Origin of the sequence: Frankia sp. AgB32 (assembly GCF_023243045.1) — a bacterium.
Lineage (GTDB): Bacteria > Actinomycetota > Actinomycetes > Frankiales > Frankiaceae > Frankia.
In genome coordinates this window covers 20,127-46,463 of record NZ_JALKFX010000031.1, presented here as the reverse complement: position 1 = coordinate 46,463, position 26,337 = coordinate 20,127, and the positions used below count along the sequence as shown (strand labels likewise).

The 26,337-nt window shown below is 73.7% G+C and carries 18 protein-coding genes and 1 pseudogene; 12 read left to right on the top strand and 7 right to left on the bottom strand.

Features of this window, described 5'->3' with window-relative positions:
* The first annotated feature begins 78 nt into the window (after window positions 1-78).
* The 4 genes and pseudogenes from rodA to MXD60_RS12205 all read left to right on the top strand — a co-directional run.
* Window positions 79-1,314 (top strand): rod shape-determining protein RodA, encoded by a 1,236-nt coding sequence (gene rodA / locus MXD60_RS12220; RefSeq protein ID WP_248819152.1) that lies wholly within the window; start codon window positions 79-81, stop codon window positions 1,312-1,314.
* Between the two features lie 97 nt (window positions 1,315-1,411).
* Window positions 1,412-3,418: a TIGR03960 family B12-binding radical SAM protein gene (locus MXD60_RS12215; protein ID WP_248819151.1), complete on the top strand. Its 2,007-nt coding sequence runs from the start codon at window positions 1,412-1,414 to the stop codon at window positions 3,416-3,418.
* Complete coding sequence (locus MXD60_RS12210) at window positions 3,402-4,151, top strand: TIGR03936 family radical SAM-associated protein (RefSeq protein WP_248819150.1); 750 nt, start codon at window positions 3,402-3,404, stop codon at window positions 4,149-4,151. Before MXD60_RS12215 ends, MXD60_RS12210 begins: the two co-directional genes overlap by 17 nt.
* Before the next feature lie 650 nt (window positions 4,152-4,801).
* Window positions 4,802-7,459, top strand: a pseudogene (locus MXD60_RS12205) (Rne/Rng family ribonuclease); the annotation flags it as partial.
* Between the two features lie 8 nt (window positions 7,460-7,467).
* Here the strand turns inward: MXD60_RS12205 and MXD60_RS29865 are convergent.
* Both MXD60_RS29865 and MXD60_RS12200 read right to left on the bottom strand, forming a co-directional pair.
* Window positions 7,468-7,929, bottom strand: coding sequence for a hypothetical protein (locus MXD60_RS29865; protein WP_368861223.1), 462 nt, complete (start codon window positions 7,927-7,929; stop codon window positions 7,468-7,470).
* A gap of 407 nt (window positions 7,930-8,336) precedes the next feature.
* Window positions 8,337-8,876, bottom strand: coding sequence for an MFS transporter (locus MXD60_RS12200; RefSeq protein WP_248819148.1), 540 nt, complete (start codon window positions 8,874-8,876; stop codon window positions 8,337-8,339).
* A gap of 438 nt (window positions 8,877-9,314) precedes the next feature.
* Between MXD60_RS12200 and rplU the strand changes: the two genes are divergently transcribed.
* The 4 genes from rplU (at window position 9,315) to proB (ending at window position 12,883) form a co-directional block, all read left to right on the top strand.
* The gene (gene rplU / locus MXD60_RS12195) at window positions 9,315-9,632 is read left to right on the top strand and encodes a 50S ribosomal protein L21 (protein WP_248819147.1); all 318 of its coding nucleotides are present in this window, start codon (window positions 9,315-9,317) and stop codon (window positions 9,630-9,632) included.
* Window positions 9,633-9,636: 4 nt separating this feature from the next.
* A complete protein-coding gene (rpmA, locus tag MXD60_RS12190; RefSeq protein ID WP_248819146.1) occupies window positions 9,637-9,903 on the top strand; it encodes a 50S ribosomal protein L27 in 267 nt (88 codons plus the stop codon).
* A gap of 275 nt (window positions 9,904-10,178) precedes the next feature.
* Entirely contained in the window at window positions 10,179-11,729 is a 1,551-nt protein-coding gene (gene obgE / locus MXD60_RS12185; protein WP_248819145.1) for a GTPase ObgE, read from the top strand.
* Between the two features lie 41 nt (window positions 11,730-11,770).
* Entirely contained in the window at window positions 11,771-12,883 is a 1,113-nt protein-coding gene (gene proB / locus MXD60_RS12180) for a glutamate 5-kinase (RefSeq protein ID WP_248819144.1), read from the top strand.
* Here the strand turns inward: proB and MXD60_RS12175 are convergent.
* Together MXD60_RS12175 and MXD60_RS12170 are read right to left on the bottom strand one after the other, a co-directional pair.
* Window positions 12,880-16,113, bottom strand: coding sequence for an AAA family ATPase (locus tag MXD60_RS12175; protein WP_248819143.1), 3,234 nt, complete (start codon window positions 16,111-16,113; stop codon window positions 12,880-12,882). The two genes, proB and MXD60_RS12175, sit on opposite strands and share 4 nt — an antisense overlap.
* On the bottom strand, window positions 16,113-17,339 hold the full coding sequence (locus MXD60_RS12170) for an exonuclease SbcCD subunit D (RefSeq protein WP_248819165.1): 1,227 nt from the start codon (window positions 17,337-17,339) through the stop codon (window positions 16,113-16,115). The genes MXD60_RS12175 and MXD60_RS12170 overlap by 1 nt, the downstream gene beginning before the upstream one ends.
* Window positions 17,340-17,575: 236 nt before the next feature.
* Here MXD60_RS12170 and MXD60_RS12165 point away from each other — a divergent pair, with 236 nt between their 5' ends.
* The 4 genes from MXD60_RS12165 (at window position 17,576) to MXD60_RS12150 (ending at window position 23,084) form a co-directional block, all read left to right on the top strand.
* Entirely contained in the window at window positions 17,576-18,835 is a 1,260-nt protein-coding gene (locus MXD60_RS12165; RefSeq protein WP_248819142.1) for a glutamate-5-semialdehyde dehydrogenase, read from the top strand.
* A 107-nt stretch (window positions 18,836-18,942) separates the two neighbouring features.
* The gene (aceB, locus tag MXD60_RS12160) at window positions 18,943-20,568 is read left to right on the top strand and encodes a malate synthase A (protein WP_248819141.1); all 1,626 of its coding nucleotides are present in this window, start codon (window positions 18,943-18,945) and stop codon (window positions 20,566-20,568) included.
* 146 nt (window positions 20,569-20,714) lie between these two features.
* The gene (locus MXD60_RS12155; RefSeq protein ID WP_248819140.1) at window positions 20,715-21,602 is read left to right on the top strand and encodes an AAA family ATPase; all 888 of its coding nucleotides are present in this window, start codon (window positions 20,715-20,717) and stop codon (window positions 21,600-21,602) included.
* Window positions 21,603-21,656: 54 nt separating this feature from the next.
* Window positions 21,657-23,084: a vWA domain-containing protein gene (locus MXD60_RS12150; RefSeq protein WP_248819139.1), complete on the top strand. Its 1,428-nt coding sequence runs from the start codon at window positions 21,657-21,659 to the stop codon at window positions 23,082-23,084.
* Here the strand turns inward: MXD60_RS12150 and MXD60_RS12145 are convergent.
* The 3 genes from MXD60_RS12145 to pgm are packed head-to-tail and all read right to left on the bottom strand — an operon-like array spanning window position 23,059 to window position 26,162.
* Window positions 23,059-23,343 carry a hypothetical protein gene (locus tag MXD60_RS12145; RefSeq protein ID WP_248819138.1) on the bottom strand — a complete coding sequence of 95 codons (285 nt, stop codon included), beginning with the start codon at window positions 23,341-23,343 and terminating at the stop codon, window positions 23,059-23,061. The two genes, MXD60_RS12150 and MXD60_RS12145, sit on opposite strands and share 26 nt — an antisense overlap.
* A gap of 29 nt (window positions 23,344-23,372) precedes the next feature.
* Entirely contained in the window at window positions 23,373-24,461 is a 1,089-nt protein-coding gene (locus MXD60_RS12140) for an S-(hydroxymethyl)mycothiol dehydrogenase (RefSeq protein WP_248819137.1), read from the bottom strand.
* Between the two features lie 54 nt (window positions 24,462-24,515).
* Window positions 24,516-26,162, bottom strand: a complete 1,647-nt coding sequence (gene pgm / locus MXD60_RS12135; protein ID WP_248819136.1) for a phosphoglucomutase (alpha-D-glucose-1,6-bisphosphate-dependent) — start codon at window positions 26,160-26,162, stop codon at window positions 24,516-24,518.
* Window positions 26,163-26,337: the final 175 nt, after the last annotated feature.

Genomic DNA, 26,337 nt, shown 5'->3' with positions numbered 1-26,337 from the left:
GGCCGTTGCCCAGGCCCCGTCCCGGGTGGTGCGTCGCGCACCACCCGGGACGGGGCGCCGGTTGGAGGAGGAGACGGCGTGACCCAGGAGGCGGGACCGACCGCGCTGCGCTCGTCCCCGGTGCCGATCCGGGGACGGATCGGGCAGTTGCGGGACCGGGCGTCCGGGCGGCACTCGCCGCTGCGGCGCCTCGACTGGACGCTGCAGCTGTGTGTGATCGCCCTGTCCGTCATCGGCGCGCTCCTGGTCTGGTCGGCGACCAGACAGCGTCTCGACGAGGCCGGCGGCGACCCGCAGACGTTCCTCAAGCGCCATCTGCTGAACCTGGCCATCGGACTGGTGCTCGGCGCCGTCGCCACGGTGGTCGACTACCGGGTGCTGCGCGCCTACGCGCCGTTCGTCTACCTGGGCTCGCTCGTCGGACTCGTCGCGGTGCTCGTGCTGGGCTCGACGATCAACGGCGCGCACTCGTGGATCGTGCTGCCCGCGGGCTTCCAGCTGCAGCCGTCGGAGTTCGCCAAGGTGGCGCTGGTCGTCGGCGCGGCGATGATCCTGGGGGAGAAGGGCGAGAACCGCAACACCGGCATCCGGCGCAGCGCGCCCGGGCATGGTGACGTCCTGCTCGTCCTCGGCCTGACGGTGGTGCCGATCGGGCTGATCATGCTGCAGCCGGACTTCGGCACGGTCATGGTGCTGGTCTTCACGATCCTCGGCATGCTGGCGATCAGCGGCGCGCCGCGGCGCTGGGTGCTGGGACTGGTTCTCTGTGGGGTGCTGTTCGGCGGCGCGATCCTCGAGTTCCACCTGCTCCAGCCATACCAGGAGGCCCGGCTCACCTCGTTCGCCTCGGGCAACAAGGCATCGTCCGGGACCGGCTACAACGTCTCCCAGGCGATGATCGCGATTGCGAACGGCGGGTTCACCGGCCGGGGCCTGCTGCACGGTCAGCAGACCCAGGGGCAGTTCGTCCCGGAACAGCAGACCGACTTCGTGTTCAGCGTCGCGGGGGAGGAGCTGGGGTACCTCGGCGCCGGCGGGATCGTCGTGCTGCTCGGTGTGGTGCTGTGGCGGGCGCTGTCGATCGGCTTCGACTCCCAGGACTCCTTCGGCGCGCTCATCGCGACCGGGGTGGTCTGCTGGTTCACCTTCCAGTCCTTCGTCAACATCGGAATGTGCCTCGGGATCATGCCGGTGACCGGGTTGCCGCTGCCGTTCCTGTCCTACGGCGGATCGTCGATGTTCGCGAACATGATCGCGGTCGGACTGCTGCAGAACGTGCGGCTGCGGTCCCGGTCCGACCCCTACGCCATGTAGCTTCGTCGTAGCTTCGTCGGGTTTTGCCCCGGTTCCGTCCCCGGCCGGAGACGGACGGCGGCGGAGTACCCGCGTGCCGTGCCGTAGGCTCGCGTGCATGTCCGGACAGTCGCTGTTCGCTCGCCTGGAGCCGCTGCTCCCGCGGGTGCGAAGGCCCGTGCAGTACGTCGGTGGCGAGGGGAACTCCATCGTCAAACCCTGGGACGCCGCCGTCGTCCGCTGGTGCCTGATGTATCCGGACGCCTACGAGGTCGGCCTGCCGAACCAGGGGCTGCAGATCCTCTACGAGATCCTCAACGAGCAGCCCGACGTGCTCGCCGAACGTACCTACTCGGTGTGGCCCGATCTCGAGGCGTTGCTGCGCGAGCACGACCTGCCCCAGTTCACCGTGGACGCCCACCGCGCCGTCGGCGACTTCGACCTGTTCGGCGTCAGCTTCTCCACCGAGCTGGGCTACACCAACCTGCTCACCGCGCTCGACCTCGCCGGCATCCCGCTGCACGCCGATCAGCGCACCGATGCCCACCCGCTGGTCATCGCGGGCGGCCACGCCGCGTTCAACCCCGAGCCGATCGCCGCGTTCGTCGACGCGGTCGTGCTCGGCGACGGAGAACAGGCCGTCCTCGGTATCTCCGACGTCGTGCGGGCCTGGAAGTCCGAGGGTGCGCCCGGTGGGCGCACCGAGCTGCTCGCCCGCCTCGCCCGTCGCCAGCTGGTCTACGTCCCGGCGTTCTTTGACGTCTCCTACCGCGCCGACGCGCGGATCGAGGCGGTCCGGCCGAACCGGTCCGACATCCCGGCCCGGCCGAGCAAGCACACCCTGTCCGACCTCGACTCCTGGCCCTATCCGAAGGCGCCGCTCGTCCCGCTCGCCGAGACCGTGCACGAGCGGATGAGCGTCGAGATCTTCCGCGGCTGCACCCGGGGCTGCCGGTTCTGCCAGGCCGGGATGATCACGCGCCCGGTGCGCGAGCGCAACATCGAGACGATCGGTGCCATGGTCGACGCCGGGCTGCGGGCCACCGGGTTCAACGAGGTCGGCCTGCTGTCGCTGTCCAGCGCGGACCACACCGAGATAGGCACGATCGCGACCGCTCTGGCCGACCGCTACGAGAACGACAAGGTCTCGCTCAGCCTGCCCTCCACGCGGGTCGACGCCTTCAACGTCACGCTCGCCAACGAGTTCTCCCGCAGCGGCCGGCGCAGCGGGCTCACCTTCGCCCCCGAAGGCGGCTCGGAGCGGCTGCGCAGGGTCATCAACAAGATGGTCAGCGCCGAGGACCTGGTGCGCACGGTCAGCACGGCCTACGCGCACGGCTGGCGGCAGGTGAAGCTGTACTTCATGTGCGGGCTGCCGACGGAGACCGACGAGGACGTGCTCGAGATCGCCGATCTCGCCCGGCAGGTGATCCGCGCCGGCCGTAAGGCCAGCGGGCACCGCGACATCCGCGCGACCGTGTCGATCGGCGGGTTCGTGCCCAAGGCACACACCCCGTTCCAGTGGGCCGCGCAGGCCTCGCCCGAGGTGATCGACGCCCGGCTCAAGCTGCTGCGCGACACGGTCCGCGCCGACAAGGAGATCGCCCGCGCCGTCGGCTTCCGCTACCACGACGGCCGGCCCGGGGCCATCGAGGGCCTGCTGGCCCGCGGTGACCGCCGCGTCGCCAAGGTGATCGAGCGGGTGTGGCGCGAGGGGGGCAGGTTCGACGGCTGGACCGAGCACTTCTCGTTCGAGCGGTGGGAGCAGGCCTGCGCGGCCGAGCTCGAACCCCTGGGTGCCTCGTTGGACTGGTTCACCACCCGCGAGCGGGAGGAACGCGAGGTGCTCCCTTGGGACCACCTCGACGCGGGCCTCGATCGTGACTGGCTATGGGCCGACTGGCAGGAGGCGCTGCGGGGCACCGAACTCGACGACTGCCGGTGGACGCCCTGCTACGACTGCGGGGTCTGCCCGACGATGGGGACCGACACGCAGATCGGACCGACCGGGCGTTCGCTGCTGCCGGTGATCGGCGTGAGCGCCGGTGGCCCGGCGGTCGGCGGCGACCCGAGCCCGGTGGACGGCGGCGACCCGAGCCCGGTGGGCAGTGCCGCGCCAGCCTGAGGGGCCGCCGCCCCCGCCGGTCGTCGCGCGGGTGCGGGTGCGCTTTGCCAAGCGGGGCCGGCTGCGCTTCCTGTCCCATCGGGACGTCGCCAGGGCCTTCGAGCGTGGGCTGCGCCGGGCCGAGGTGCCGATGGCCTACTCCGCGGGCTTCAACCCGCATCCGCGGATCTCCTGGGTCGGCGCGGCGCCCACCGGTGCCGCCAGTGAGGCCGAGTACGTCGAGTTCGCGCTGTCCGCGCCGGCGGAGCCCGAGCGGCTGCGGTCCGCGCTGGACGCGAGCCTGCCGCCGGGCCTGGACGTGCTGCGCGTCGTGCCGGCCGGCGGTGCGGCGCTCGCCGAGCGGATCAACGCCTCGCGGTGGCTGGTCCGGCTGCCGAGCGTCGCCGAGCCGGCACTGCGGGACGCCGTGGCCGAGTTCCTGCGGAGAGACAGCGTCGAGGTCGAGCGGGCGACCAAGGACGGTCGTCGCCGGTTCGACGTGCGTCCAGCCGTGATCTTGGCCGACTGTCGTGCAGGGAACGACACATGTGCGATACTGGATTTGGTCGTGCGGCATACGACGCCCGCTGTGCGACCAGACGACGTGCTGACTGCCTTGGATGTGGTGGCCGGTCTGCGCCCGTCGGCGCCTCCCGAGCCCATTCGGCTGGAACAGGGCCGGCTGCTCGAAGACGGGACGCTGGCGGACCCGCTGGCTCCGGACCGCAATGACGCTGGCCGGCTGGTGGGTTAGTCCTCGGCGTGATGCTGCTGGGCGTCGCAGGATTTACCGGCGCGGTAACCGCGTCGGCCGAGACAGTGGCTTCTGCGCGGCCGCGACTGCACCAGGCAGCGCGCCCGGGAGCCCGAGAGGCTTCTTAACCCGTGCCCGACGATGACCTGACCACCCAGACAGAGACCGAAACCACCCGCCCCGCGCCGCGGCGGCGCCGGGCCGCGGGACGGGCCGCCGGCCCGCCCCCCGATCAGCCCGACAGCGTGACCAGCCCGGAAGCAGCCTCGCCCGCGGGTGAGGCCGAGCCGGCAGCGGCCAGTCCGCCGCCCGCTCGTCGGCGCACCCGGGCCACCAGCGGCGCCAAGGCGCCGTCGAGCCGGCCAAGCCGCGCGAAGTCCGGCGACGCGGTTGACGCCCCGACGGAGCCATCCGGCCCGGCCTCCTCGGCGCAGCCCACCACCGATCCGGCGGTTCCCGCCGGGGCCGTGGCGGACGCAGCCGCCCCGCCACCCATCGACGCGACACCCGGGTCGGCGACCGCCGACCCGGCCCAGCCAGAGGTGCCGCCGCGCCGTGCCCGCAGCCGCCGTGCGGTCCGGGACACCGCGCCGGCCGATCCGGCACCCGTCGGCGCCTCGACCACCGGCACCGACGGGGTCGGCGCCGCCATGCCCAGCACTGACGGTGCCGGCGAGGCACCCGCGGTTGTCTCCGCGGCCGAGCCGGCGACGCCGCCGGCCGAGGAAACCCCCCGGCCGCGCCGCACCCGGGCCCGTCGGGCCACCTCCGGCCCGGTCAGTTCGCCGACCGCGCCGGACGCGGGCCTCGAGCCGCCGGCCGTGGAGCAGATCGAGTCCGCACCGGACGCCGGGACTGTTCCGGCCGCGGCGACCGGGTCGGACATGCCCGAGGCCGGCGGCGAGACCGCTCCCGCGCCCCGGACCAGGGCGCGCACCACCCGGCGTCGCGCGTCGAGCGCGAAGGCCACGACGGACGGCTCGGCCGCGGACGCCGGGCCGGCGCCGACGGTCGCGGAGTCGAGCGGATCAGCGCCGGTGGCCGGTGCCGCGGATGCCGGGCCGACGGATTCCCCGGCCGGTGACGCGGTGCCGACGGAGGCCGGCGCCGTCCGTGCCGGCCACGCATCGGCGATGGACGAGGACGACCTCGCCGACCAGCCGGGCGTAGCGACGGCGGAGCCGGTTGTCGAGGCCGTGACGTCCGGCCCCGACGCGGGCCCCGCCCCGGCCGCGGACGGTGACGCCGCTCCCGCCTCGACCGGTGGCCGCTCCCGGACGCGAACCCGGCGGGTGGCCGCCCCCACCTGGACCGGTGTCGGGGAGGAAACGCCGGCTCCGGCGGCCCGCCCGGCGGCCCGGCGTCCGGTGGCCATGGTCACCTTCCAGGCGCCCGTGCCGGCCGCGGCCGAGCCGCGCTGGACCCGTGGCGAGCCCGAACGCCAGGTTGACGAGGCGTCCGACCTTGACGTCGCCGCTGCCGACGAGCAGCCGGTCGACGCCGCACCCAGCACCGCGCCTGACGACGACACGCTGGTCACCACGGCCGACAGCGCGCCGACGGAGCTCCCCGCGGCGGAGGAGGACGGCGAGTTCGACGAGGACGACGAGGGCGGTGGCGCCTCCGGGTCGACCCGCCGTCGTCGCCGCGGTCGCCGCGGTCGGGGCCGCGCCCGTGAGAACGAGGACGGCTCCGAGCCCTCGGCCGATGCGGCCGAGGGCGATGGGGCCGAGGGCGATGCCGGTGAGTCGACGGACGCCGACATCGACGACTGGTCCGCGGAGTCGGACCCGATGGCCGAGGCGACCGGCAGCGACGACGCGACCGACTCCGACGGCGAGGCCGGTGCCGATTCCGACGCGGACTCCGACGCGGATGACGAGCGGGGCAGCAACTCGCGCCGACGGCGTCGGCGGCGCCGCCGGACCGGCGGGGACGAACCGGCCGTGGTGGACGATCCGCCCAACACGGTCGTGCACGTCCGCGAAACGCGGCGCGATGAGGATCTTGTCCGCGGTCTGAGCGGTTCGACCCGGCTGGAGGCCAAGCGCCAGCGTCGGCGCGAGGGCCGGGACAGCGGGCGGCGCCGTCCGCCGATCGTCACCGAGGCCGAGTTCCTGGCGCGCCGCGAGGCGGTCGAGCGCCGGATGGTCGTGCGCCATGCCGGCGATCGCACGCAGATCGCCGTCCTCGAGGACGGCGTGCTCGTCGAGCACTTCGTCACCCGGGCCAGTTCCGCGTCCTACGCGGGCAACGTGTACCTCGGCCGGGTGCAGAACGTGCTGGCCAGCATGGAGGCGGCCTTCGTCGACATCGGCAAGGGCCGCAACGCCGTGCTGTACGCGGGTGAGGTCAACTACGACGCCTCCGGGCTCGACGGCCGGCCCCGCAAGATCGAGCAGGTGCTCAAGTCCGGGCAGTCCGTGCTGGTGCAGGTCTCGAAGGACCCGATCGGTCACAAGGGCGCCCGGCTGACCAGCCAGATCAGCCTGCCGGGCCGCTACCTGGTCTACGTTCCGGACGGCCAGAACGCGGGCATCAGCCGCAAGCTGCCGGACACCGAGCGGGCCCGGCTGAAGAGCATCCTCAAGAAGATCACGCCGGAGGACGGCGGCGTCATCGTGCGCACCGCCGCCGAGGGCGCCAGCGAGGCCGAGCTCTCCCGCGACGTCGAGCGGCTCGCCGCGCAGTGGGAGGACATCCAGCGCCGGTCGAAGAAGGCGTCCGCGCCCTCGCTGCTCTCCGGCGAACCCGACCTCGTCGTCCGGGTGATCCGCGACATCTTCAACGAGGACTTCACCGAACTGGTGGTCCAGGGGTCCGGCGAGGCCCAGACGATCGAGGAGTACATCGACACCGTTGCGCCCGACCTGCGACCCCGGATCCGCCGCTACGCCGGCACCGGCGACCTCTTCGCCGACTACCGGGTCGACGAGCAGCTCGCCAAGGCACTCGACCGCAAGGTGTGGCTGCCCTCCGGCGGATCGCTGGTGATCGACCGGACCGAGGCGATGACCGTCGTCGACGTCAACACCGGGAAGTTCACCGGCAAGGGCGGCAACCTCGAGGAAACGGTCACCAAGAACAACCTCGAGGCCGCCGAGGAGATCGTCCGTCAGCTGCGGCTGCGGGACATCGGCGGAATCATCGTCATCGACTTCATCGACATGGTCCTGGAAAGCAACCGGGAACTGGTCCTGCGCCGGCTCACCGAATGCCTCGGCCGGGACCGGACCCGCCACCAGGTCGCGGAGGTCACCAGCCTCGGGCTGGTCCAGATGACCCGCAAGCGCGTCGGGCAGGGTCTCCTGGAGGCCTACAGCGAGTCGTGCATCCACTGCAACGGCCGCGGGGTGGTCATCCACCTGAACGGCAGCTCTGCCAACGGCAACGGCTCCGTCAGCGGCAACGGCTCGGCCAGTGGGAACGGCTCGGCCAACGGCAGTGGCCACAGCGGGCACAGCCACCCGGTACCCGCCGCGGTGACCGGCGGCGGCAACGGGCAGTCCGAGCCGGCGGCCGGTGGGTCCACGCCGAGCGGCTCAGGCCGGCGCTCGCGCGGTGCTGCCACGCGGTCGGCCGGTGGCCCCGCGCCGACGGCAACGTCGAGCCAGGCCGGGGGCGGGTCCGCCACGGTAACCGAGGTACCCGAGGCCGGCGGTACCGACTCCGGCACTGTGCTCACCGTGCCGGAGACCTCCGTGCTGCCCGAGTCCTCCGTGCTGCCCGAGAGCTCCGTGCCGGAGAGTTCGGCGCCGGAGAGTTCGGCGCCGGCCAGCGAGCAGCCAGCCGCCGCGGTGAACGACAGCGTGGACCTGCCCGCTGCGGCGGCGGAGCAGGACGCCCCCGCGCCGGTCTATGCCAACTCCGACGACCCCGACAGCGTCGCCGTCGTGGACGGCGGGGCGGAGGCGGTCAAGCCGGCGAAGGGCCGGCGACGCCGGGCTTCCCGGCCGGTCTCCCAGCCGGGTGCGGAAGCGCCGCCGGGGCCGTCGCCCGCGGAGAGCACCAGCGGATGAGCCGCGCCGTCGGTACCGGTCCATCCCGACCGGTACCGACGGCCGAACGGCCGTGGCGGACGTCGGGCGTCGAAGACGCCGCGACAGTGCGGGTGTGCCTCGGGTGGCGTCTTCGACGGTCAGGCGGGTTGGTCAGGGCGCCGGCTCGGAGAGGGCGCCGGCTCGGTCAGGCGGCGGTCGGACCCGCCGGGGTCTGCGCGGCCGGAGCGGAGCGGACGAAGCCGCGCCCGGAATCCTCGCGCAGCAGCACGTCCAACGTCGCCCGGGAGCGGGACAGCGCGACCTCGACGGCCTGCCGGGCGCGACCGGCATCACCCATCTGCAACGCGTACGACGCGATGGTCAGTGACTGGACCAGGTCGTCCTGATCGGCCAGATCGGCGCTCATCCGCTCCCGGGACACCACGCGGACCGGCTCCGGCGCCATGAGCCCCCACGCGGCCGGGTCGCGACGCCGCACGGCGATCCACCCGGCGGCCGCCGCGGTGCACAGCAGCCAGCAGGCGCCCGCCCAGGCGGCCAGCCCGGCGAAGGCGGTCAGGACCACGCCGATGACGGCGAGCACGGCGAGCGCGCCGGTGGCGGCCGGCACCGTTCCCGGCACCGAGCCGTGACGACGGGCGACCGCGGCAGCCGGACGGCACGCGATGGCCAGGGCAAGGGCCGTCCCGACACCCGCCGCGCCGACCAGCAGTTGCCAGATCATTCCTCGTCACCCCCGATGTGCCGTCGTTTCCAGCGCGGTGCCCGCTCACGTTGTCCTGGGTCCACGCCTGGTGGACGGTCCATGTTTCTCTCTGACGAGGGCGGTTCACCATGGCCCGTATGGGTCATCCGCCTACATGGTCCGTCCGCGTGGGACATGTCCCACGCGGACGGACCGGCGCGCGGCCGGTGTCGCCCCGCCGGCGGAGGGCGGGTCGGATCGCTGGCCGGGCAGCCGACGCCGGGGACTCCCGATCGTCACCGGAGTGCCGATGACCTGTAAGGTGGAGGCCGCATGTTCCTCCGGGCTGGGCTCGGCCCGCCCGGGAGTCTCCGGCCGGCCGCTGTGCGGCCGCAGGTCGGGGCATGCGCACCCAAAGCTCCGTGGGCGGCCTCGTCGCCCACGGTTACAGCGGCAAAACAACAGCAGGGAGATCTGGTGTACGCGGTCGTTGCCAGCGGCGGCAAGCAACACAGGGTCGCCGTCGGCGATGTCGTCGACGTCGAACTCCTTCCCGGAGAGCCGGGTGTGGCCGTGAACCTTCCGGCGCTCCTGCTCGTCGACGGTGACTCGGTCACCCATGCGGCTGACGCCCTCGCGTCGGTCGCGGTGACCGCCGAGGTTGTCGGCGTCGTCAAGGGTCCGAAGATCCGGATCCACAAGTTCAAGAACAAGACCGGCTACCACAAGCGTCAGGGCCACCGCCAGAAGCTGACGCGGCTCAAGGTGACCGGCATCGACACCGGGAAGGCCTGACGCAATGGCGCACAAGAAGGGCGCGAGCTCCTCGCGCAACGGTCGGGATTCCAACGCACAGCGCCTCGGCGTGAAGCGTTTCGGCGGTCAGTTCGTCAAGGCCGGCGAGATCATCGTCCGCCAGCGGGGGACCCACTTCCACCCGGGCGAGCTGGTGGGGCGCGGCAAGGACGACACGCTGTTCGCGCTGTCGCCCGGGCACGTGCAGTTCGGCCGCAGCCGCGGCCGGCGGGTTGTGAACGTGGTCATCGAGGCGGCGCCCGCGGCCTGATCGTCCGGCCGGACTTGACCAGGCGGCGGAGCGCGGGCTCGCCCGCAGCCTCCGTTGTGGCAGGTTCGGCTACCCACACCGCGCGCACCATCCCGCTCCGGGGTCCGGTGCGCGCGGTTTTGGTTGTATGCCCGGGTGCCGTGTCCGGCCCGCCGGGTGGTGCTGGGCGCGGCTGCCGGTGGGTGCGGAGGTCCAACGGCCGGCCGAAGGTCATCGACGCGCCAGGTGCCACCGACCCGGTGGAGGCCACAGACGGGGTAAGGGAGGCGGCGGCAGTGCCGAGCTTTGTCGATCGGGTAATCCTGCACGCGGCGGCCGGGGACGGTGGCCACGGCTGCGCGTCCATCCACCGGGAGAAGTTCAAGCCACTCGGCGGCCCGGACGGTGGGGACGGCGGGCGGGGCGGTGACATCCGGCTCATCGTCGACCCCAGCGTCACGACGCTGCTCGACTTCCACTTCCATCCCCATCAGCGGGCCTCGCGCGGTCGGCCCGGGCAGGGGTCCAACCGGCACGGCGCCGACGGGGAGGACCTCATCCTGCCGGTGCCCGACGGCACCGTCGTCCTCGACGGCGACGGCGAGCAGGTCATCGACCTGGTCGGGGCCGGCAGCGCCTACGTGCTCGCCCGCGGTGGCCGCGGCGGCCGCGGCAACGCGTCGCTCGCGTCGGCCCGCCGCAAGGCGCCCGGGTTCGCCGAACTCGGCGAACCCGGTGAGCAGCTCGACGCGACCCTCGAACTCAAGACGGTCGCGGACGTCGCCCTCGTCGGTTTCCCCAGCGCCGGCAAGTCGTCCCTGGTGTCGGTGCTCAGCGCGGCCCGGCCGAAGATCGCGGACTATCCGTTCACCACGCTCGCGCCGAACCTCGGCGTCGCCCAGGCCGGCGACCACCCGCCGTACACGGTGGCGGACGTCCCCGGGCTCATCCCCGGCGCCAGCCAGGGGCGTGGACTGGGCCTGGAGTTCCTGCGGCACATCGAACGCTGCTCGCTGATCGTCCATGTGCTCGACTGCGCCACGCTGGAGCCCGGCCGTGATCCGCTGACCGACCTCGACGTCATCGAGGCCGAGCTCGCCGCCTACTCGGCCGACCTGTCCAACCGGCCCCGGCTCGTCGTGCTGAACAAGATCGACGTTCCCGACGCGGCCGAACTCGCCGAGATGGTGGCGCCCGAGCTGCGGGTCCGTGGTCTCCCGGTGTTCGCGATCAGCAGCGCCACCAGGCGCGGCGTCCACGCGCTGTCGCTGGCCCTGGCGGAGAAGGTCGCCGAGCACCGGGCGGCACAGCCGACCCAGGTCGCGACCCGGGTCGTCCTGCGCCCGCGCGCGGTGAACGAGCCGGACTTCACCGTGTCCACGCACGACGACGGCTTCCTGATCAAGGGCCGGAAGCCCGAGCGCTGGGTCCTCCAGACCGACTTCACCAACGACGAGGCAATCGGTTTCCTCGCGGACCGACTGGCCCGGCTGGGCGTGGAGAAGGAGCTCGCCCGGCTCGGCGCGACCGCCGGTGTCGATGTCACGATCGGGGCGGTCACCTTCGAATGGGAGCCGACGCTGAGCGGCGGCGCCCTGGCCGCGGAGATCGCGGCGGCGGGCGCGGCCGCGGCGGACGCCGAGGACCAGCCGGACGGTGCGCAACCCACGAGCCCGACCGGCGCGACCCTCGGCCCGCGTGGCAGTGACGACCGGTTGCGGACCTCGGTCCGGCTGACGCGCGCCGAGCGGATCGCCCGCTCCCAGCGCGGTCGCGTCCTCGGCGACATCCAGGACGGCGCGCCCGACCTGGCCGTCGGCACCCTGGAGCGGAACCCGGACTCCTGACGCCGGCACAACAGAAGATCGGTACGGAGGGTGGGGAAGACGTGCGTGCGTTCGTGGCCGACGCGCAGCGGGTCGTCGTCAAGGTCGGTTCGTCGTCGCTGACGACGGCCGCCGGCGGGCTCGACGTCGAGCGACTCGACCGGCTCGTGACGGCACTGCTGCCCAGGGCGGGCCAGCTTGTGCTCGTGTCGTCGGGTGCGATCGCCGCGGGCCTGGCTCCGCTCGGGCTGACCAGGCGGCCGCGCGACCTCGCCACCCAGCAGGCCGCGGCCAGCGTGGGGCAGAGCTCGCTGGTCCACAGCTATGCCGAGGCCTTCGGCCGGGCCGGGTTCCGGGTCGGCCAGGTGCTGCTGACCGCCACCGACGTCGTCCGCCGCACCCACTACCGCAACGCGCGGACCACGCTTGACCGGCTGCTCGAACTCGGCGTCGTCCCGATCATCAACGAGAACGACGCCGTGGCCACCCAGGAGATCCGCTTCGGCGACAACGACCGGCTCGCCGCGATCGTCGCCCACCTCGTCTCGGCCGACCTGCTCGTGCTCCTGTCGGACGTCGACGGCCTCTACGACGCCAATCCCCGGCAGGGCCCGGCGAACCTGGTCCGCGAGGTCCGCTCGGACGCGGATCTGGCCGGGCTGACCGCCCGCGGCACCGGTACCGCCGGCGTCGGCGTCGGCGGGATGGCGACCAAGATCGAAGCTGCCCGGATGGCGGCCTCCGGTGGCCTTCGTGCGATCATCACGTCCGCGGCGAACGCGGCCCCGGCGCTGCGGGGCGACGAGGTCGGCACGGTCTTCCACCCCACGGGCCCGCGCCGGGCCTCCCGGCTGCTGTGGCTCGCGCACGCCAGCGCCGCCGAGGGCCGGCTCAGGCTGGATGCCGGCGCGGTCACCGCGGTCGTCCGGCGCCGGGCGTCGCTGCTGCCGGCGGGGGTCACCGCCGTCGACGGTGACTTCGTCGCCGGGGACCCGGTCGACCTGGTCGACCCCGAGGGCCGACCGGTTGCTCGGGGGCTGGTCGCGTTCGACGCCGCGGAACTGCCGGCGATGCTGGGCCGGTCCACCGGTGAGCTCGCCGCGGAACTCGGCCCTTCCTACGAGCGCGAGGTCGTGCACCGCGACGACCTGGTGCTGCTCCTGCCGGCGCGCTAGCCGAACGTCGTCTCGACGTGACTGCCGGTGGTTCCCTTCACGACCCGGATCTGGTTCGGGATGCGCTGGCGCAGCTCGGCGACATGGCTGACCAGGCCGACGAGCCGCCCGCCGGAGCGTAGCTCGTCGAGGACGGTCATCACCTCGTCGAGGCTGTCCGCGTCCAGCGAGCCGAAGCCCTCGTCGATGAACAGGGTGTCCAGGCGGCGCCCGCCGGCCTCCGCCGTCACGACGTCGGCGAGACCCAGCGCGAGCGACAGCGCGGCCTGAAACGTCTCACCGCCCGAGAGCGTGCCGGTCGGCCGGCGCCGGCCGGTCCAGGCGTCCTCGACGAGCAGGCCGAGGCCGGCCCGGCGCCGGCGGTCGCGGCGTTCGGTGCTGTCGTGGACGAGGGTGAACCGCCCGCCGCTCATCGCGGCGAGCCGACCGCTGGCCGCGACCGCGACCTCCTCCAGCCGCGCGGCGAGCACGAAACTCGACAGCGGCATGCCCTCGGTGTTCCCACCGCGGCCGGCGGCGAGCTCGGCGAGCTGGTGCAGCTCGTCCGCGTCCGCCTGGAGCGGGCGCAGCTGCGCGTATCCCTCGGCGTAGCCGTTGTGCAGGTCGGCCAGGTCATCCGCCTGCTTCGTCGCGGGCGCGCAGAGCGTCACGGCGGCCTCGTGTGCCGCGCGGGCCGCCGCGGCTGCCGCGGTGTGCTCGGCGATCGGCACGGGGCTGTCCGGGTCGACGGCGAGATCGTCATCGGCGAGGGCGGCGGCGACCGCGGCGGTCTCCTCCCGGTGCGCCCGGACCTCGGCGTCCGCCGCGGTCAGCCAGGCCGGGTCGCCCCCGGCGGCGACGACGGCGTCCTGATCGGCGAAGCCGGCCTGGCGGACGAGGTCGAGCGCGGTGCGCAGGGCCCGCCGGAGGGACTCGCCGGCCCGCTGCGTGGCGACGAGGGCGGTGTGTGCGGTCTCCTGGTCGGCGGCGAGCGTCGCGACCGCGGCCTGCCGTTCGGCCAGCGCCGCGCCGTCACGCAGGTCGACCGGGATGCCCGCGAGCCGCTGGGCGGCGCGCTCGCGGGCCTGCGCCGCCGCGCGCAGCGCCGCGTCGACGCCCGCCCGGCTCGCCGCGGCCCGGGCGGTTGTCTCGGTCTCGTCATGGCGCAGGTCGGCCACGGCCCGTTCGGCGTCGGCGAGGTCGCCCGCGGCGGCCGCACACCCGGCCACCGCCGCGTCCAGGGCGTCGGCGAGCTCGCTGAGCTGGGTCAACGCCGCGGGCACCGCCGCGAGCAGCCCGCCGAGCGCCGGCGCTGTGCGGGGCAGGTCGGCCTGGTCGGTCTGGTGGGTCTGGTGGGCCTGGTGGGCCTGGTCGGCCTGGTCGGCCTGGTCGGCCTGGTCGGCCTGGTCGGCACCCGGGGTCGGCCGGGTCAGCTCGGCGTGCGCGGAGCGCACTCGTTCGTGGGCGCGGTCGGCGCCGCTACGCGTGGTGGTGGCCTCGGCCAGCAGCCGGTCGGCCTCCCGGCCGGCGGCGAGCTCCTCGTCCTTGCTCACCTGGTGGGCCCGCACCTTGGCGGGATCAGGGTGCTCGAGGGACCCGCACACCGGGCATGGTGTGCCCTGGTCGAGCAGCGCGGCGAGTTCCGCGGTGATCGCGTCGAACCGGTCGCGGCGAAGCCGGTCCGCGTGCTCGCGGGCGGCGCGGGCAAGCCCGTCCGCCGTGTCCGCCGCCGCCCGTGCGGTGGCGTGCTCGGCGGCGGCCCCGGCGAGCTCCCGCGCCCGGCGGGCCTGCTCGGTGAGCCGGGAAAGGTCCGCGCCGGCCACGCGTCCCGCGACGACGCGGGCGTCGGCGTCGGCGCGCGCGGCCGGCAGCTCGACGGTCAGCCGGTGTGTGAGGACGTCGACGTCACGGCGATGAGCAGCGGCGTTGTCGTCGGCCTGCTGCGCGTCCTGCTCGTCCCGCTCGGCATCGGCGAGCAGTCCCGCGAGCCGCTCCAGCCGTCCGCTCTCGCGGTGCGACCGGCCCAGCGCCGCGGTGAGCCGCCGGATCCGAGCCGGCCCGTCCCGCTCGCCGCCGTCGTCGTCGGCCGAACCGGCGCTGTCGGCCGCGCCGAGATCGTCCGTCGCCGCGTCGTCACCGTCCGGGGGCTGCGGCCCGGACGGCACCAGCCCAGCCGGATGGCCGTCCAGTCGGTGCTGGGCGGCCTGGGCCAGTTCCCGTGCGCGGTGCGCGGCGTCGGTGAGTGCGCGCAGGTCGGCGAGGGCGGGGAGCACCAGCGCCGCCCGTCGGGCCGCCTCGGCCTCGGCGGCGAGCAGATCCATCGCCGGGCGGGCCGCGTCCAGTTCGTCGCGCCGCGCGGCGAGTTCCCGGCGCCGTTCGATGCGACGCCCGAGCTCGACGGTGCGTCTGAGCGTTTCCTCTGCCCTGTCGTGGTCCGTCCGCGCTGCGTCGAGTGCCCTCGCCGCCGCTCCGGCAGCCGCCGCGGCGGCGCCGGCCAGGCCGGCGGCCCAGTCGGGTGACGCCGGCCGGGCCGCGTCGGCGGTCGGCAGGGGAGCGGCGGCGACCTGGGCGATGCGCGCGGCCACACGATCGAGCGCGGCGCTCGCCTCGGCGAGATCCTCCCGGCTGATCTTCGCTCGATCCCGCAGCCACTGCTCGGTGAACTCGAACCGGCTGACCCGGAACAGTCGTTTGAGCAGCTTCTCCCGGTCGTCGTGGCCGGCCTGCAGGAAGTCCGCGAAACGTCCCTGCGGCAGCATCACGACCTGGAAGAACTGCTCGTCGGACATGCCGAGGAGCTGGCCGATCTCGTGGCCGACATCCTGCGGCCTGCTGGCGAGGGTCTCCCAGTCGTCCGCGTGGTCGCGCGTGCGGGTCTCGCCGGTGCGCCGGCGCAGGGTCGCGGTCGGGTGCTCGCGGGTCGATCCACCGCCGCGCCGGGGCCGCTCCCAGGCGGGGGTGCGGGTGATCCGGTAGCGGTCCGGACCCGACGTGAACTCGAGGGTCACCGAGGGCCAGGTGTCCGCCGCCGCGTGGTGGGAGCGCAGGTCGGGCCCGCCGTCGATCTTGCCTCGCAGGCCGGGGACCTTTCCGAACAGGGCGAATCCGAGCGCGTCGAGCAGCGTGGTCTTGCCCGCGCCGGTCTCCCCGCACAACAGGAGCAACCCGCCGCTGCCCAGCTGGTCGAAGTCGACGTCGATCCGCCCGGGGAAGGCGCCGAAGGCCGCCAGGCTCAGCCGGTGCGGGCGCATCAGGCCGCGTCCTCGGCCAGCCGGGCCGCCCCGAGCGCCTCGGCGAGCAGCGTCCGTTCGCGGCCCGACGGCGCGCCGCGGACATGGCCGACGAACGCGGTGGCGATCTCCAGGTCGGAGCGACCCCGGGTGCGCTCGCCGAAGGAACGGGTCTCCGCGGTGCCTGGCGGCGGCTCGTGGGACAGGCGCAGCGCATGCGGGAACCGGCGACGCAGCGTCGTCATCGCGTCGAGCGGGCGAACCGGATCGGTGAGCACGGCGGCGACGAAGTCGGCCTCGTGCTGTCCGTACGCCGGTGCGGTGAGCAGATCGGCGAGGGTGCCGCGCAGCACCGCCAGGCGGCGCTGCGCGGGCACCGGTATCCCGCGCACGCCGACGAGGCCGTCCTGGCCGAGCTCGACGAGCAGGGTCTGCTTGGGGTCGGTAGCCTCGGAGAAGGAGAAGGCCAGCGGCGAACCGCTGTAGCGCACCGCGGGAGTGATCGACTGCGGGCGGTGCAGGTGGCCCAGCGCCGTGTAGGTGATGCCGTCGAACAGGCCTGCCGGCACGTTGCCCACGCCGCCGACGGAGATGTCGCGCTCGCTGTCGCTGGCCGCGCCGCCGGTGACCCAGGCGTGGGCGAGCACGACGGCCCGGCCTCCCGGCCGGCGGGCGAGGTCGGCCCGCACCGCCCGCATGGCCCGGTGCATCGTCGCGGCCTGCGACCGGCCGCCCACCGCCTCGGTGGGCGGATCGTCGGCTGGCCGGCTCGGGGAGGCCGCCGAACCCGCCTGGCCGCCGTCGGCAGCGGCGCCCGGGTTGTCCGGCAGCAGGCCGTGGGCCGTCGTCGGCTCCAGGTAGGGGATCGGGTAGACGCGCACCGGTCCGTCGGCGTCGGCCAGGACGACGGGCGTGGCCACCGCGGCGGGATTCGTCCGGATGCTGATCCGCTGGTCGAGCAGCCCGGACTTGTCGCCCAGGCGGCGGGCGGCGTCATGGTTGCCACTGATCACCACGACGTGGGCGGCCGCGTCGCGCAGGCGCGAGAGTGCCTCGTCGAACAGCTCCAGCGCGCGCACGGGCGGGATCGCCCGGTCGTGCACGTCCCCGGCGACGAGGACGACGTCCACGGACTCCGCCCGGACGACCTCGACGAGGTGGTCCACGAACGCGGCCTGGGCCGCCAGCAGGTCGTGGCCGTGCAGTCCGCGGCCGAGATGCCAGTCGGAGGTGTGCAGGGCGAGCATGGGAGCACGGTAGGCAGGCGGGCGGCGCCGGCCGGCAACGGGGGTCGGCACCGGTCATCTCCGTGACGGTCGCGGGCCCCGGCGTCGGTGGTGTGGCGGCGCGGCGCGCTGCATGGCCGACCTGTTCGGCGAGCCGGACGGCAGGCTCGCCGAGCGCCCGGCGAGTGCCGTCTGTCGCCGGTAGCCTCGCAGGAGTGGGTTGCGCCGCAGCGCCCGCACTTACGGAGGATCCCGAGATGAACACCTCTGCGGAGGCTGTCCGAGACGTGGCGGTACGCGCCCGGGCGGCGGCGGCCGAGCTGGCCCCGCTCAGCCGTGAGCGCAAGGACCGCGCCCTGCTGGCGATGGCGGAGGCGCTCCCGGTCCGGTCGGCGGAGATCCTCGCCGCCAACGCCGAGGACGTCGAGACCGCGCGGGCCGCGGGGACGGCGCCCGCGATGGTCGACCGGCTCACCCTCACCCCGGCCCGGCTGGCCGGCATCGCCGACGGGCTGCGCCAGGTCGCGGCGCTGGACGATCCGGTCGGCGAGGTGGTGCGCGGCCGGGTGCTGCCCAACGGAATGGAGCTGCGGCAGGTCCGGGTTCCCCTCGGCGTCGTCGGGATCATCTACGAGGCCCGGCCGAACGTCACCGTCGACGCCGCCGGGCTGTGCCTGAAGAGCGGCAACGCGGTGCTCCTGCGCGGCAGCGCCTCCGCCGCGCGGTCCAACGCCGCGCTGGTCGGAGTCCTGCGGGACGCGGCCGTGGCGGTCGCTCTGCCCGCCGACGCGGTCCAGCTCGTCCCCGGGCTCGACCACGAGTCGGTCAAGCACCTGATGCGCCTGCGGGGCCTGGTCGACGTGCTCATCCCGCGCGGCGGCGCCGGGCTGATCCGGGCCGTCGTCGAGGAGTCGACGGTGCCGGTGATCGAGACCGGGGTCGGTAACTGCCACGTCTACGTCGACGCGCAGGCCGATCTCGACCAGGCCGTGGCGATCACGCTGGACGCGAAGACCAGCCGGGTCTCGGTCTGCAACTCCGCGGAGACCCTGCTGGTGCACCGGGACGTGGCCGGGCGGTTCCTCCCCCGGGTGCTCGCGGCGCTGCACGGTGTGGGCGTCACCGTGCACGGCGACGACGCGGTGCGCGCCGTCGACCCGCGTGCCGTGCCCGCCACCGAGGACGACTGGGCGGCCGAGTACCTCTCGCTCGACCTGGCCGTGCGGGTGGTGGACTCGCTCGACGACGCGGTCGCGCACATCCGCCGCTGGGGGAGCGGGCACACCGAGGCGATCGTGACCCGCTCGCTGAGTGCGTCCCGGCGTTTCGCCCTGGCCTGCGACAGCGCGGCGGTGATGGTCAACGCCTCGACCCGGTTCACCGACGGAGAGCGGTTCGGGATGGGCGCCGAAATCGGCATCTCCACCCAGAAGCTGCACGCCCGTGGCCCGATGGGCCTCGCCGAGCTGACCTCGACGACCTGGATCGGCGTGGGTGACGGTCATCTCGTGAGCTGACCGCACACCGGCCCGTAGCGTGGGCCCGCGGGCGCATCTCGTGCGGGCGCCCGCTCGGCCCGCGACACTGGAGGGCGGAGTGCGGCGCCGACGGTGAGGGGATGGGCATGGGCGGGTTGGTCGGGGTGAGCACGCAGGGTGTCTCCGTCGTGCGGGACGTGCCGGGGCTGACCGGGGATCAGGTCGACGCGGTGCTCTCCGACGAGGCGATCGCCTTCGTCGCCGGCCTGCACCGCACCTTCGCTCCCCGGCGCGCGGAGCTGCTCGCGGCCCGCGCCGCCCGGCGTGCGGCCATCGCCGCCGGGGCGAGCCTCGACTTCCTCGCCGGGACGGCGCCCGTGCGCGCCGCGCAGTGGCAGGTCGCGCCGCCGGCGCCCGGCCTGGAGGACCGCCGCGCGGAGATCACCGGGCCGACCGACGCGAAGATGCTCATCAACGCGCTCAACAGCGGCGCGAAGGTGTTCATGGCCGACCTGGAGGACGCCAACGTCCCGACCTGGTCGAACATGGTCATCGGCCAGCACAACCTCAGTGAGGCGATCGCCGGCACGATCAGCCACGCCAACCCCGACGGCCGGCGCTACACCCTGAACGAGACCACCGCCACCCTCGTCGTCCGCCCGCGAGGCTGGCACCTGCCCGAACGGCACGTCACCGTCGACGGCGAGCCGATCGTCGGAGCACTGTTCGACGCCGGGATGTACCTGTTCCGCAACGCGCTCGCGCTGCGCGCCCTCGGCCGCGCGCCGTACTTCTACCTGCCCAAGATGGAAAGCCACCTCGAGGCGCGGCTGTGGAACGACGTGTTCACCGCCGCGCAGGCCGAACTCGGTCTCCCGGTCGGCACCATCCGCGCCACCGTGCTCATCGAGACGTTGCCCGCGGCCTTCGAGATGGAGGAGATCCTCTACGAGCTGCGGGAGCACTCCGCCGGCCTGAACGCCGGCCGCTGGGACTACATGTTCTCCACCATCAAGACGTTCGCCTCCCGGCCGGGCGAGTTCCTGCTGCCCGACCGCAACAGCGTGACGATGACCGTCCCGTTCCTGCGGGCATACACGGAACTGCTCGTGTCGACCTGTCACCGCCGCGGTGCCCACGCGATCGGCGGCATGGCGGCGTTCATCCCGTCGCGCCGTGACCCGGAGGTCAACGCCGCCGCCCTGGCGAAGGTCCGCGCCGACAAGGAGCGCGAGTCCGGCGACGGGTTCGACGGCAGCTGGGTGGCCCACCCCGACCTGGTCCCGGTGTGCACCGAGGTGTTCGACGGGGTGCTCGGGGACGCGCCGAACCAGCTCGGCCGCCAGCGCGACGACGTCTCGGTGACCGCCGCCGACCTGCTCGCCGTGCGCGCCACCCCCGGCTCGGTCACCGCCGCGGGCCTGCGCGGGAACATCAGCGTCGGCGTGCGCTACCTGGAGAGCTGGCTGCGCGGCACCGGCGCGGTCGGCATCGACAACCTGATGGAGGACGCGGCCACCGCGGAGATCTCCCGCAGCCAGATCTTCCAGTGGATCGCCGCCGGGGTCACCCTCGACGACGGCCACCCGGTCACCGCGGAGCTCGTTCGCGCCATGCTCGCCGAGGTGCTCGCGGAGATCCAGAGCACCATCGGGGGAGCCGCGTTCGACGGCGGCAGGTGGAAGGACGCGGCGGCGGTGTTCGAGGAGACCGCCCTTGGTGCGGAATTTGTCGAGTTTCTCACACTGCCTGCCTACGAACGTATCGACTAGCGCCGCCGTTCGCGCGAAAATGTTTCCGGTCCGGTGACACCGCGGCGCCACGCGCCGCGGGTCGACCGCGATGTGCTGGACGCGCCTTGGCCAGCGTCCTGGCACTATGGACGTGGCGATGCTTGACATGCGAACGGAAGGTGGCCATGTCGCTGCAGGAACACGCATTCGCGGATGTCGCCGAGGTGCGGGAACGTCTGGGCGCCACTGGCTATCTCGCGGACGAGGCGATCGCCACCACCGTCTTCCTGGCCGACCGGCTCCGTAAACCGCTGCTTGTCGAAGGGCCGGCCGGCGTCGGCAAGACAGAACTGGCCAAGGCACTGGCCAGCGCCGTCGGCGCGGAACTGATCCGCCTGCAGTGCTACGAGGGCCTCGATGAGGCGCGAGCCCTGTACGAGTGGAACTACAAGAAGCAGCTCCTGCGTATTCAGGCCGGCTCCGGTGAGGCCGGCACGCAGGGCTGGCAGCAGGCTCACGACGACATCTTCAGCGAGGAGTTCCTGCTCTCGCGGCCGCTGCTCACCGCGATCCGCCGCGAGGAGCCCACCGTGCTGCTCGTGGACGAGACCGACAAGGCCGACGTCGAGGTGGAGGGGCTGCTGCTGGAGGTGCTGTCCGACTTCCAGGTGACGATCCCGGAGCTGGGCACCATCACCGCCACCCGCAAGCCGTTCGTCATCCTCACCTCGAACGCGACCCGCGAGCTGTCCGAGGCTCTCAAGCGGCGCTGCCTCTACCTCAACCTCGACTATCCCTCGGCCGAGCGAGAGAAGGAGATCGTGCTCTCCCGCGTCCCGGACCTGCCGGAGAAGCTCGCCGAGGCGTTGGTGCGCGTCGTGCGCGCGCTGCGCGCGATGGAGCTGAAGAAGGCGCCGTCCATCGCGGAGTCCATCGACTGGGCGCACACCGTGCTCGCGCTCGGCTTCGACACCTTCGACGAGGCCGCGGTCGCGTCCACTCTCGGGGTTGTGCTCAAGCACGCCAGCGACCAGGCACGCGCTATCGACCAGCTCAAACTCGGCTCGAACTGACCCGATCCCAGCACGGACCAGACCGCGAACCAGACCGACAGGGGGGGCGCCAGCGTGAACCTGCTGGACCGCACCGTCATGTTCACCGCGGCGCTGCGCCGGGCCGGCATCCCGGTCAGCAGCGCCGAGACGGTGGACGCCGCCGCCGCCGTCGGGGCCCTGGGCTGGCTGGACCGGGACGCCGTGCGGGCGGCGCTCGCCGCGACGCTGTGTAAGCGCCCGCTGTACCGGCCGGCCTTCGACACGCTGTTCGACCTGTACTTCCCGCCCCGCATCGGGGATGGCGTCTCGCTGGACGACCCGGACGCCGACCAGTCCGCCGATGGCGCGCTCGGCGAGGACGCCACGGCGGAGCCCGGCGAGCTGACCCCCGAGGACCTCGAGGCGCTGCGCCGGGCCCTGCGCGACGAGCTGCGCGACGCCCTGCGCGACGGGGACGACGAGTCGCTGCGCTCGCTGGCCCGCCGAGCGGTGAACGCGTTCGGTTCCGCGCCGGGCAGCTCGGGGCGGTCCTGGTTCCTCTACCGGGCGCTGCGCGCGATGTCCGCCGAGACCCTGATCGCGGAACTGCTGGCGGCACTGCTCGGTGACCAGGAACGCGGCGGCCTCGCCGAGCGGGCGGCCCGGCAGACGATCGCCGACCGGATCCGGTCGTTCGAGGAGATGGTCGCCGCCGAGGTGCGCCGCCGGATGGCGGAGGAACGCGGCGTCGAGGCGATCGAGCGCACGGCGGTGCGGCCCCTGGACGACCAGGTCGAGTTCCTCCGCGCCTCCCAGCGTGACCTGGTGGAGCTGCGCCGGCAGGTGTATCCGCTGGCCCGGCGGCTGGCGACCAGGCTGACCGCGCGGCGCCACCTCGGCCGCGACGGTCGGCTGGACTTCCGCCGCACCGTCCGCGCGTCGCTGGCGACCGGCGGGGTGCCCGTCGAGACGAAGCACCGGCCGCGCAAGCCGCACAAGCCCGAACTGGTCGTGCTCTGCGACGTCTCCGGTTCGGTGTCGTCGTTCGCCCACTTCACGCTGATGCTGACCCACGCCCTGCGCGAGCAGTTCACCAAGGTCCGCGCGTTCGCGTTCATCGAGAGCACCGACGAGGTCACCCGGTTCCTGCGCGGGCTCGACCTCGGCGACATGATGGCGCGCATCGCCCGGGAGGCCGACCTCGTCTACTACGACGGGCACAGCGACTACGGCCGGGCCATCGAGGTGTTCGCCGAGCGCTACTCCGACGCGGTGGGCCCGCGGACGTCGCTGCTCATCCTCGGTGACGCGCGCAACAACTACCGGGCGACGTCGGCCAACGTCTTCCGCCAGCTGTGCGGGCAGGCCCGCCACTCGTACTGGCTCAATCCGGAGCCGCGCGCCTACTGGGGTTCCGGCGACTCGGCGTCGGAGATCTACGCCGAGCTGGTCGACGAGATGGTCGAATGCCGCAACGTCGACCAGCTCCAGCAGTTCATCGAGCGTCTGCTGCCGTCCTGACCGGGCTGGCCGCGGCCGGCGGGACGCCGGCCGGGCGCTGGCGGGGGAGCCGGCCGGAACCAGGGTTCGTCCAGGCGGGCCGGCGCCGCTGCACCGGCCGCTCCACCAGGTGGTACGACGCGCTCGCGAGGCCGAGGCTGATCATCAGGGCGGCGCCCGCGGCGGGCACCCGGCCGACCCGCGGCATGACCTTGTCGAGCGCCGTGCCGGTGACGGGAAAAGGCAGGCTGTGTTGCCCCGACGGCCGGTGCGTCGCCACTTTCCCCGGCACGGCGGCCACTGAACCGATTAGAGGAGGACCACCGAACGCAGCACGTCGCCGGAGTGCATCCGGGCGAACGCGTCCTCGACGCCGTCGAGGGCGATCTCCTCGGTGACGAACGCGTCGAGGTCGAGGCGGCCCTGCCGGTAGAGGTCGATGAGCAGGGGGAAGTCCCGTGACGGCAGGCAGTCGCCGTACCAGGACGACTTCAGCGCGCCGCCGCGGCCGAACACGTCCAGCAGCGGCAGCTCGAGCGTCATGTCCGGCGTCGGCACCCCGACGAGCACGACCGTGCCGGCCAGGTCGCGGGCGTAGAACGCCTGCTTGTACGTTTCCGGCCGGCCGACGGCCTCGATGACGACGTCCGCGCCGAACCCGTCGGTGAGCGCCCGGATCGCCTCGACCGGGTCGCTCTCCTTCGCGTTGACCGTGTGGGTGGCGCCGAACCCGCGGGCCCAATCCAGCTTGCGCGGGTCGGTGTCCACGGCGATGATCTTCGCGGCGCCGGCGAGGCGGGCCCCGGCGATCGCGCCGTCCCCGACGCCGCCGCAGCCGATGACCGCGACCGAGTCGCCGCGGCCGACGCCCCCGGTGTTCACCGCCGCGCCGATGCCCGCCATCACGCCGCAGCCGAGCAGCCCCGCCGCCGCCGGCCGGGCGGCCGGGTCGACCTTCGTGCACTGGCCGGCGTGCACCAGTGTCTTCTCGATGAACGCGCCGATCCCGAGCGCCGGCGACAGCGTCGTGCCGTCCGTCAGGGTCATCGGCTGGGTGGCGTTGTGCGTCGCGAAGCAGTACCAGGGACGACCCCGCCGGCACGCCCGGCAGTTCCCGCAGACAGCGCGCCAGTTGAGCACCACGTAGTCACCCGGCGCCACATCGGTGACGCCGTCGCCGACCTCCTCGACGATCCCGGCGGCCTCATGGCCGAGCAGGAACGGGAAGTCGTCGTTGATGCCGCCCTGGCGGTAGTGCAGGTCGGTGTGGCAGACCCCGCAGGCCTGGATCCGCACGACCGCCTCGCCCGGGCCGGGCGCCGGCACGAGGATGGTGGCCACCTCGACCGGCGCCCCCTTGGCACGGGCGATCACTCCACGGACTTCCTGCACGGACATCTCCTCCTCGAGACAGTTTCGGCTTCGCGACGGGACCCGCCCGTGAGACGTCGGTCAGCCGCCGGCGAGCGCCGCGTCCACGATCGTCTGGGCCTCGGCGATCACTTCGTCGAGATGGTCCGGCCCACGGAAGCTCTCAGCGTAGATCTTGTAGACGTCCTCGGTGCCGGACGGGCGGGCGGCGAACCACGCGTCGGCCGTGACGACCTTGACCCCGCCGAGCGGCGCGTCGTTGCCCGGCGCGTGCGACAGCGCCGCCGTCACCGGCGAGCCGGCGACGATGGTTGCGCCAAGGCTCGCCGGGGTCAGCGCGGCCAGTACCTTCTTCTGCGCCGCCGACGCGGGTGCGTCGACGCGGCGGTACGCCGGCGCGCCGTAGCGCGCGGTCAGTTCCTCGTAGAGCCGGCCCGGATCGCGACCGGTGACCGCCGTCATCTCGGCGGCGAGCAGGCAGGCGATGATGCCGTCCTTGTCCGTCGTCCACACTCCGCCACCGCGGCGCAGGAACGAGGCGCCCGCGCTCTCCTCCCCGCCGAAACCCAGCGTGCCGTCGGTGAGCCCGGCGACGAACCACTTGAAGCCGACCGGCACCTCGACAACGGGCCGGCCCAGACCCGCGCCCACCCGGTCGATCATGCTGGAACTCACCAGCGTCTTGCCGATCGCCGCGCCCGCCGGCCAGCCGTCGCGGTGGCCGAACAGGTAGTCGATCGCCGCCGACAGGAAGTGGTTCGGGTTCAGCAGGCCCGCGCCGGGGGTGACGACGCCGTGCCGGTCCGCGTCGGCGTCGTTGGCGAGCGCCACGTCGAACGAGCCGGCCAGGCGCAGCAGCGAGGCCATCGCGTACGGCGAGGACGGATCCATCCGGATCTTGCCGTCCCAGTCGGTCGTCATGAAGGCGAACGTCGGGTCGACGGCGGTGTTCACGACCTCCAGGTCGAGCTTGAACCGCTCGGCGATCGCCTGCCAGTAGACCAGGCTCGCGCCACCGAGCGGATCGACGCCGATCCGCACGCCGGCCCCGCGGATCGCGTCGAGATCGACGCCGTCGGCCAGGTCCTCCACGTACGCGCTGACGTGGTCGTGCACCACGGACGCGGCCCGTGCCTGCGGGTACGCGACCCGGGCGACCCCGGCGAGACCGGCCTCCAGCAGGGCGTTCGCCCGGTCCTGGATCACCTTCGTGACGGCCGTGTCCGCCGGGCCGCCGTGCCTCGGGTTGTACTTGAACCCGCCGTCGGCCGGCGGGTTGTGCGACGGGGTGACCACGATGCCGTCGGCGGCCCCGCGACCCGTCCCGCCCGCCCGGTTGTGCCCGAGGATCGCGTGCGAGATCACCGGGGTCGGCGTGGCCTGCCCGTCCGGCGCTATCCGCACGTCCACCCCGTTGGCGACGAGCACCTCCAGGGCGCTCTCCAGCGCCGGCGCGGACAGCGCGTGGGTGTCGACACCGATGAACAGCGGCCCGTCGACCCCGGCGGCCGCGCGGAACTCGCAGATCGCCTGGGTGGTGGCGAGAATGTGGTCGGCGTTGAACGAGCCGCGCAGCGCCGAACCCCGATGCCCCGAGGTGCCGAACACGACCCGCTGCGCCGGGTCGGCGGGATCGGGATGGCGGTCGTGGTAGGCGGCGACGAGCGCGTCGACGTCGATGAGGTCCTCGGCGGCGGCGGGCTGGCCCGCGCGTGGGCTGGTCGGCATGGGCGGCGCCTCTTCGCGGTCGGGAGCGGGGCTGGCCGGCGGCCTGCCTTCAGCCTAGCGGGATCGCCTGCCGCGCGGCCGGTCCGTCCCGGTCCGCCGCCGCGGATCGGGAGGGTCTGCGCTGGTGACAGCCATCGTCTCCGGTGACGGTCGGTGTGGGACATCTCCTGCCCGG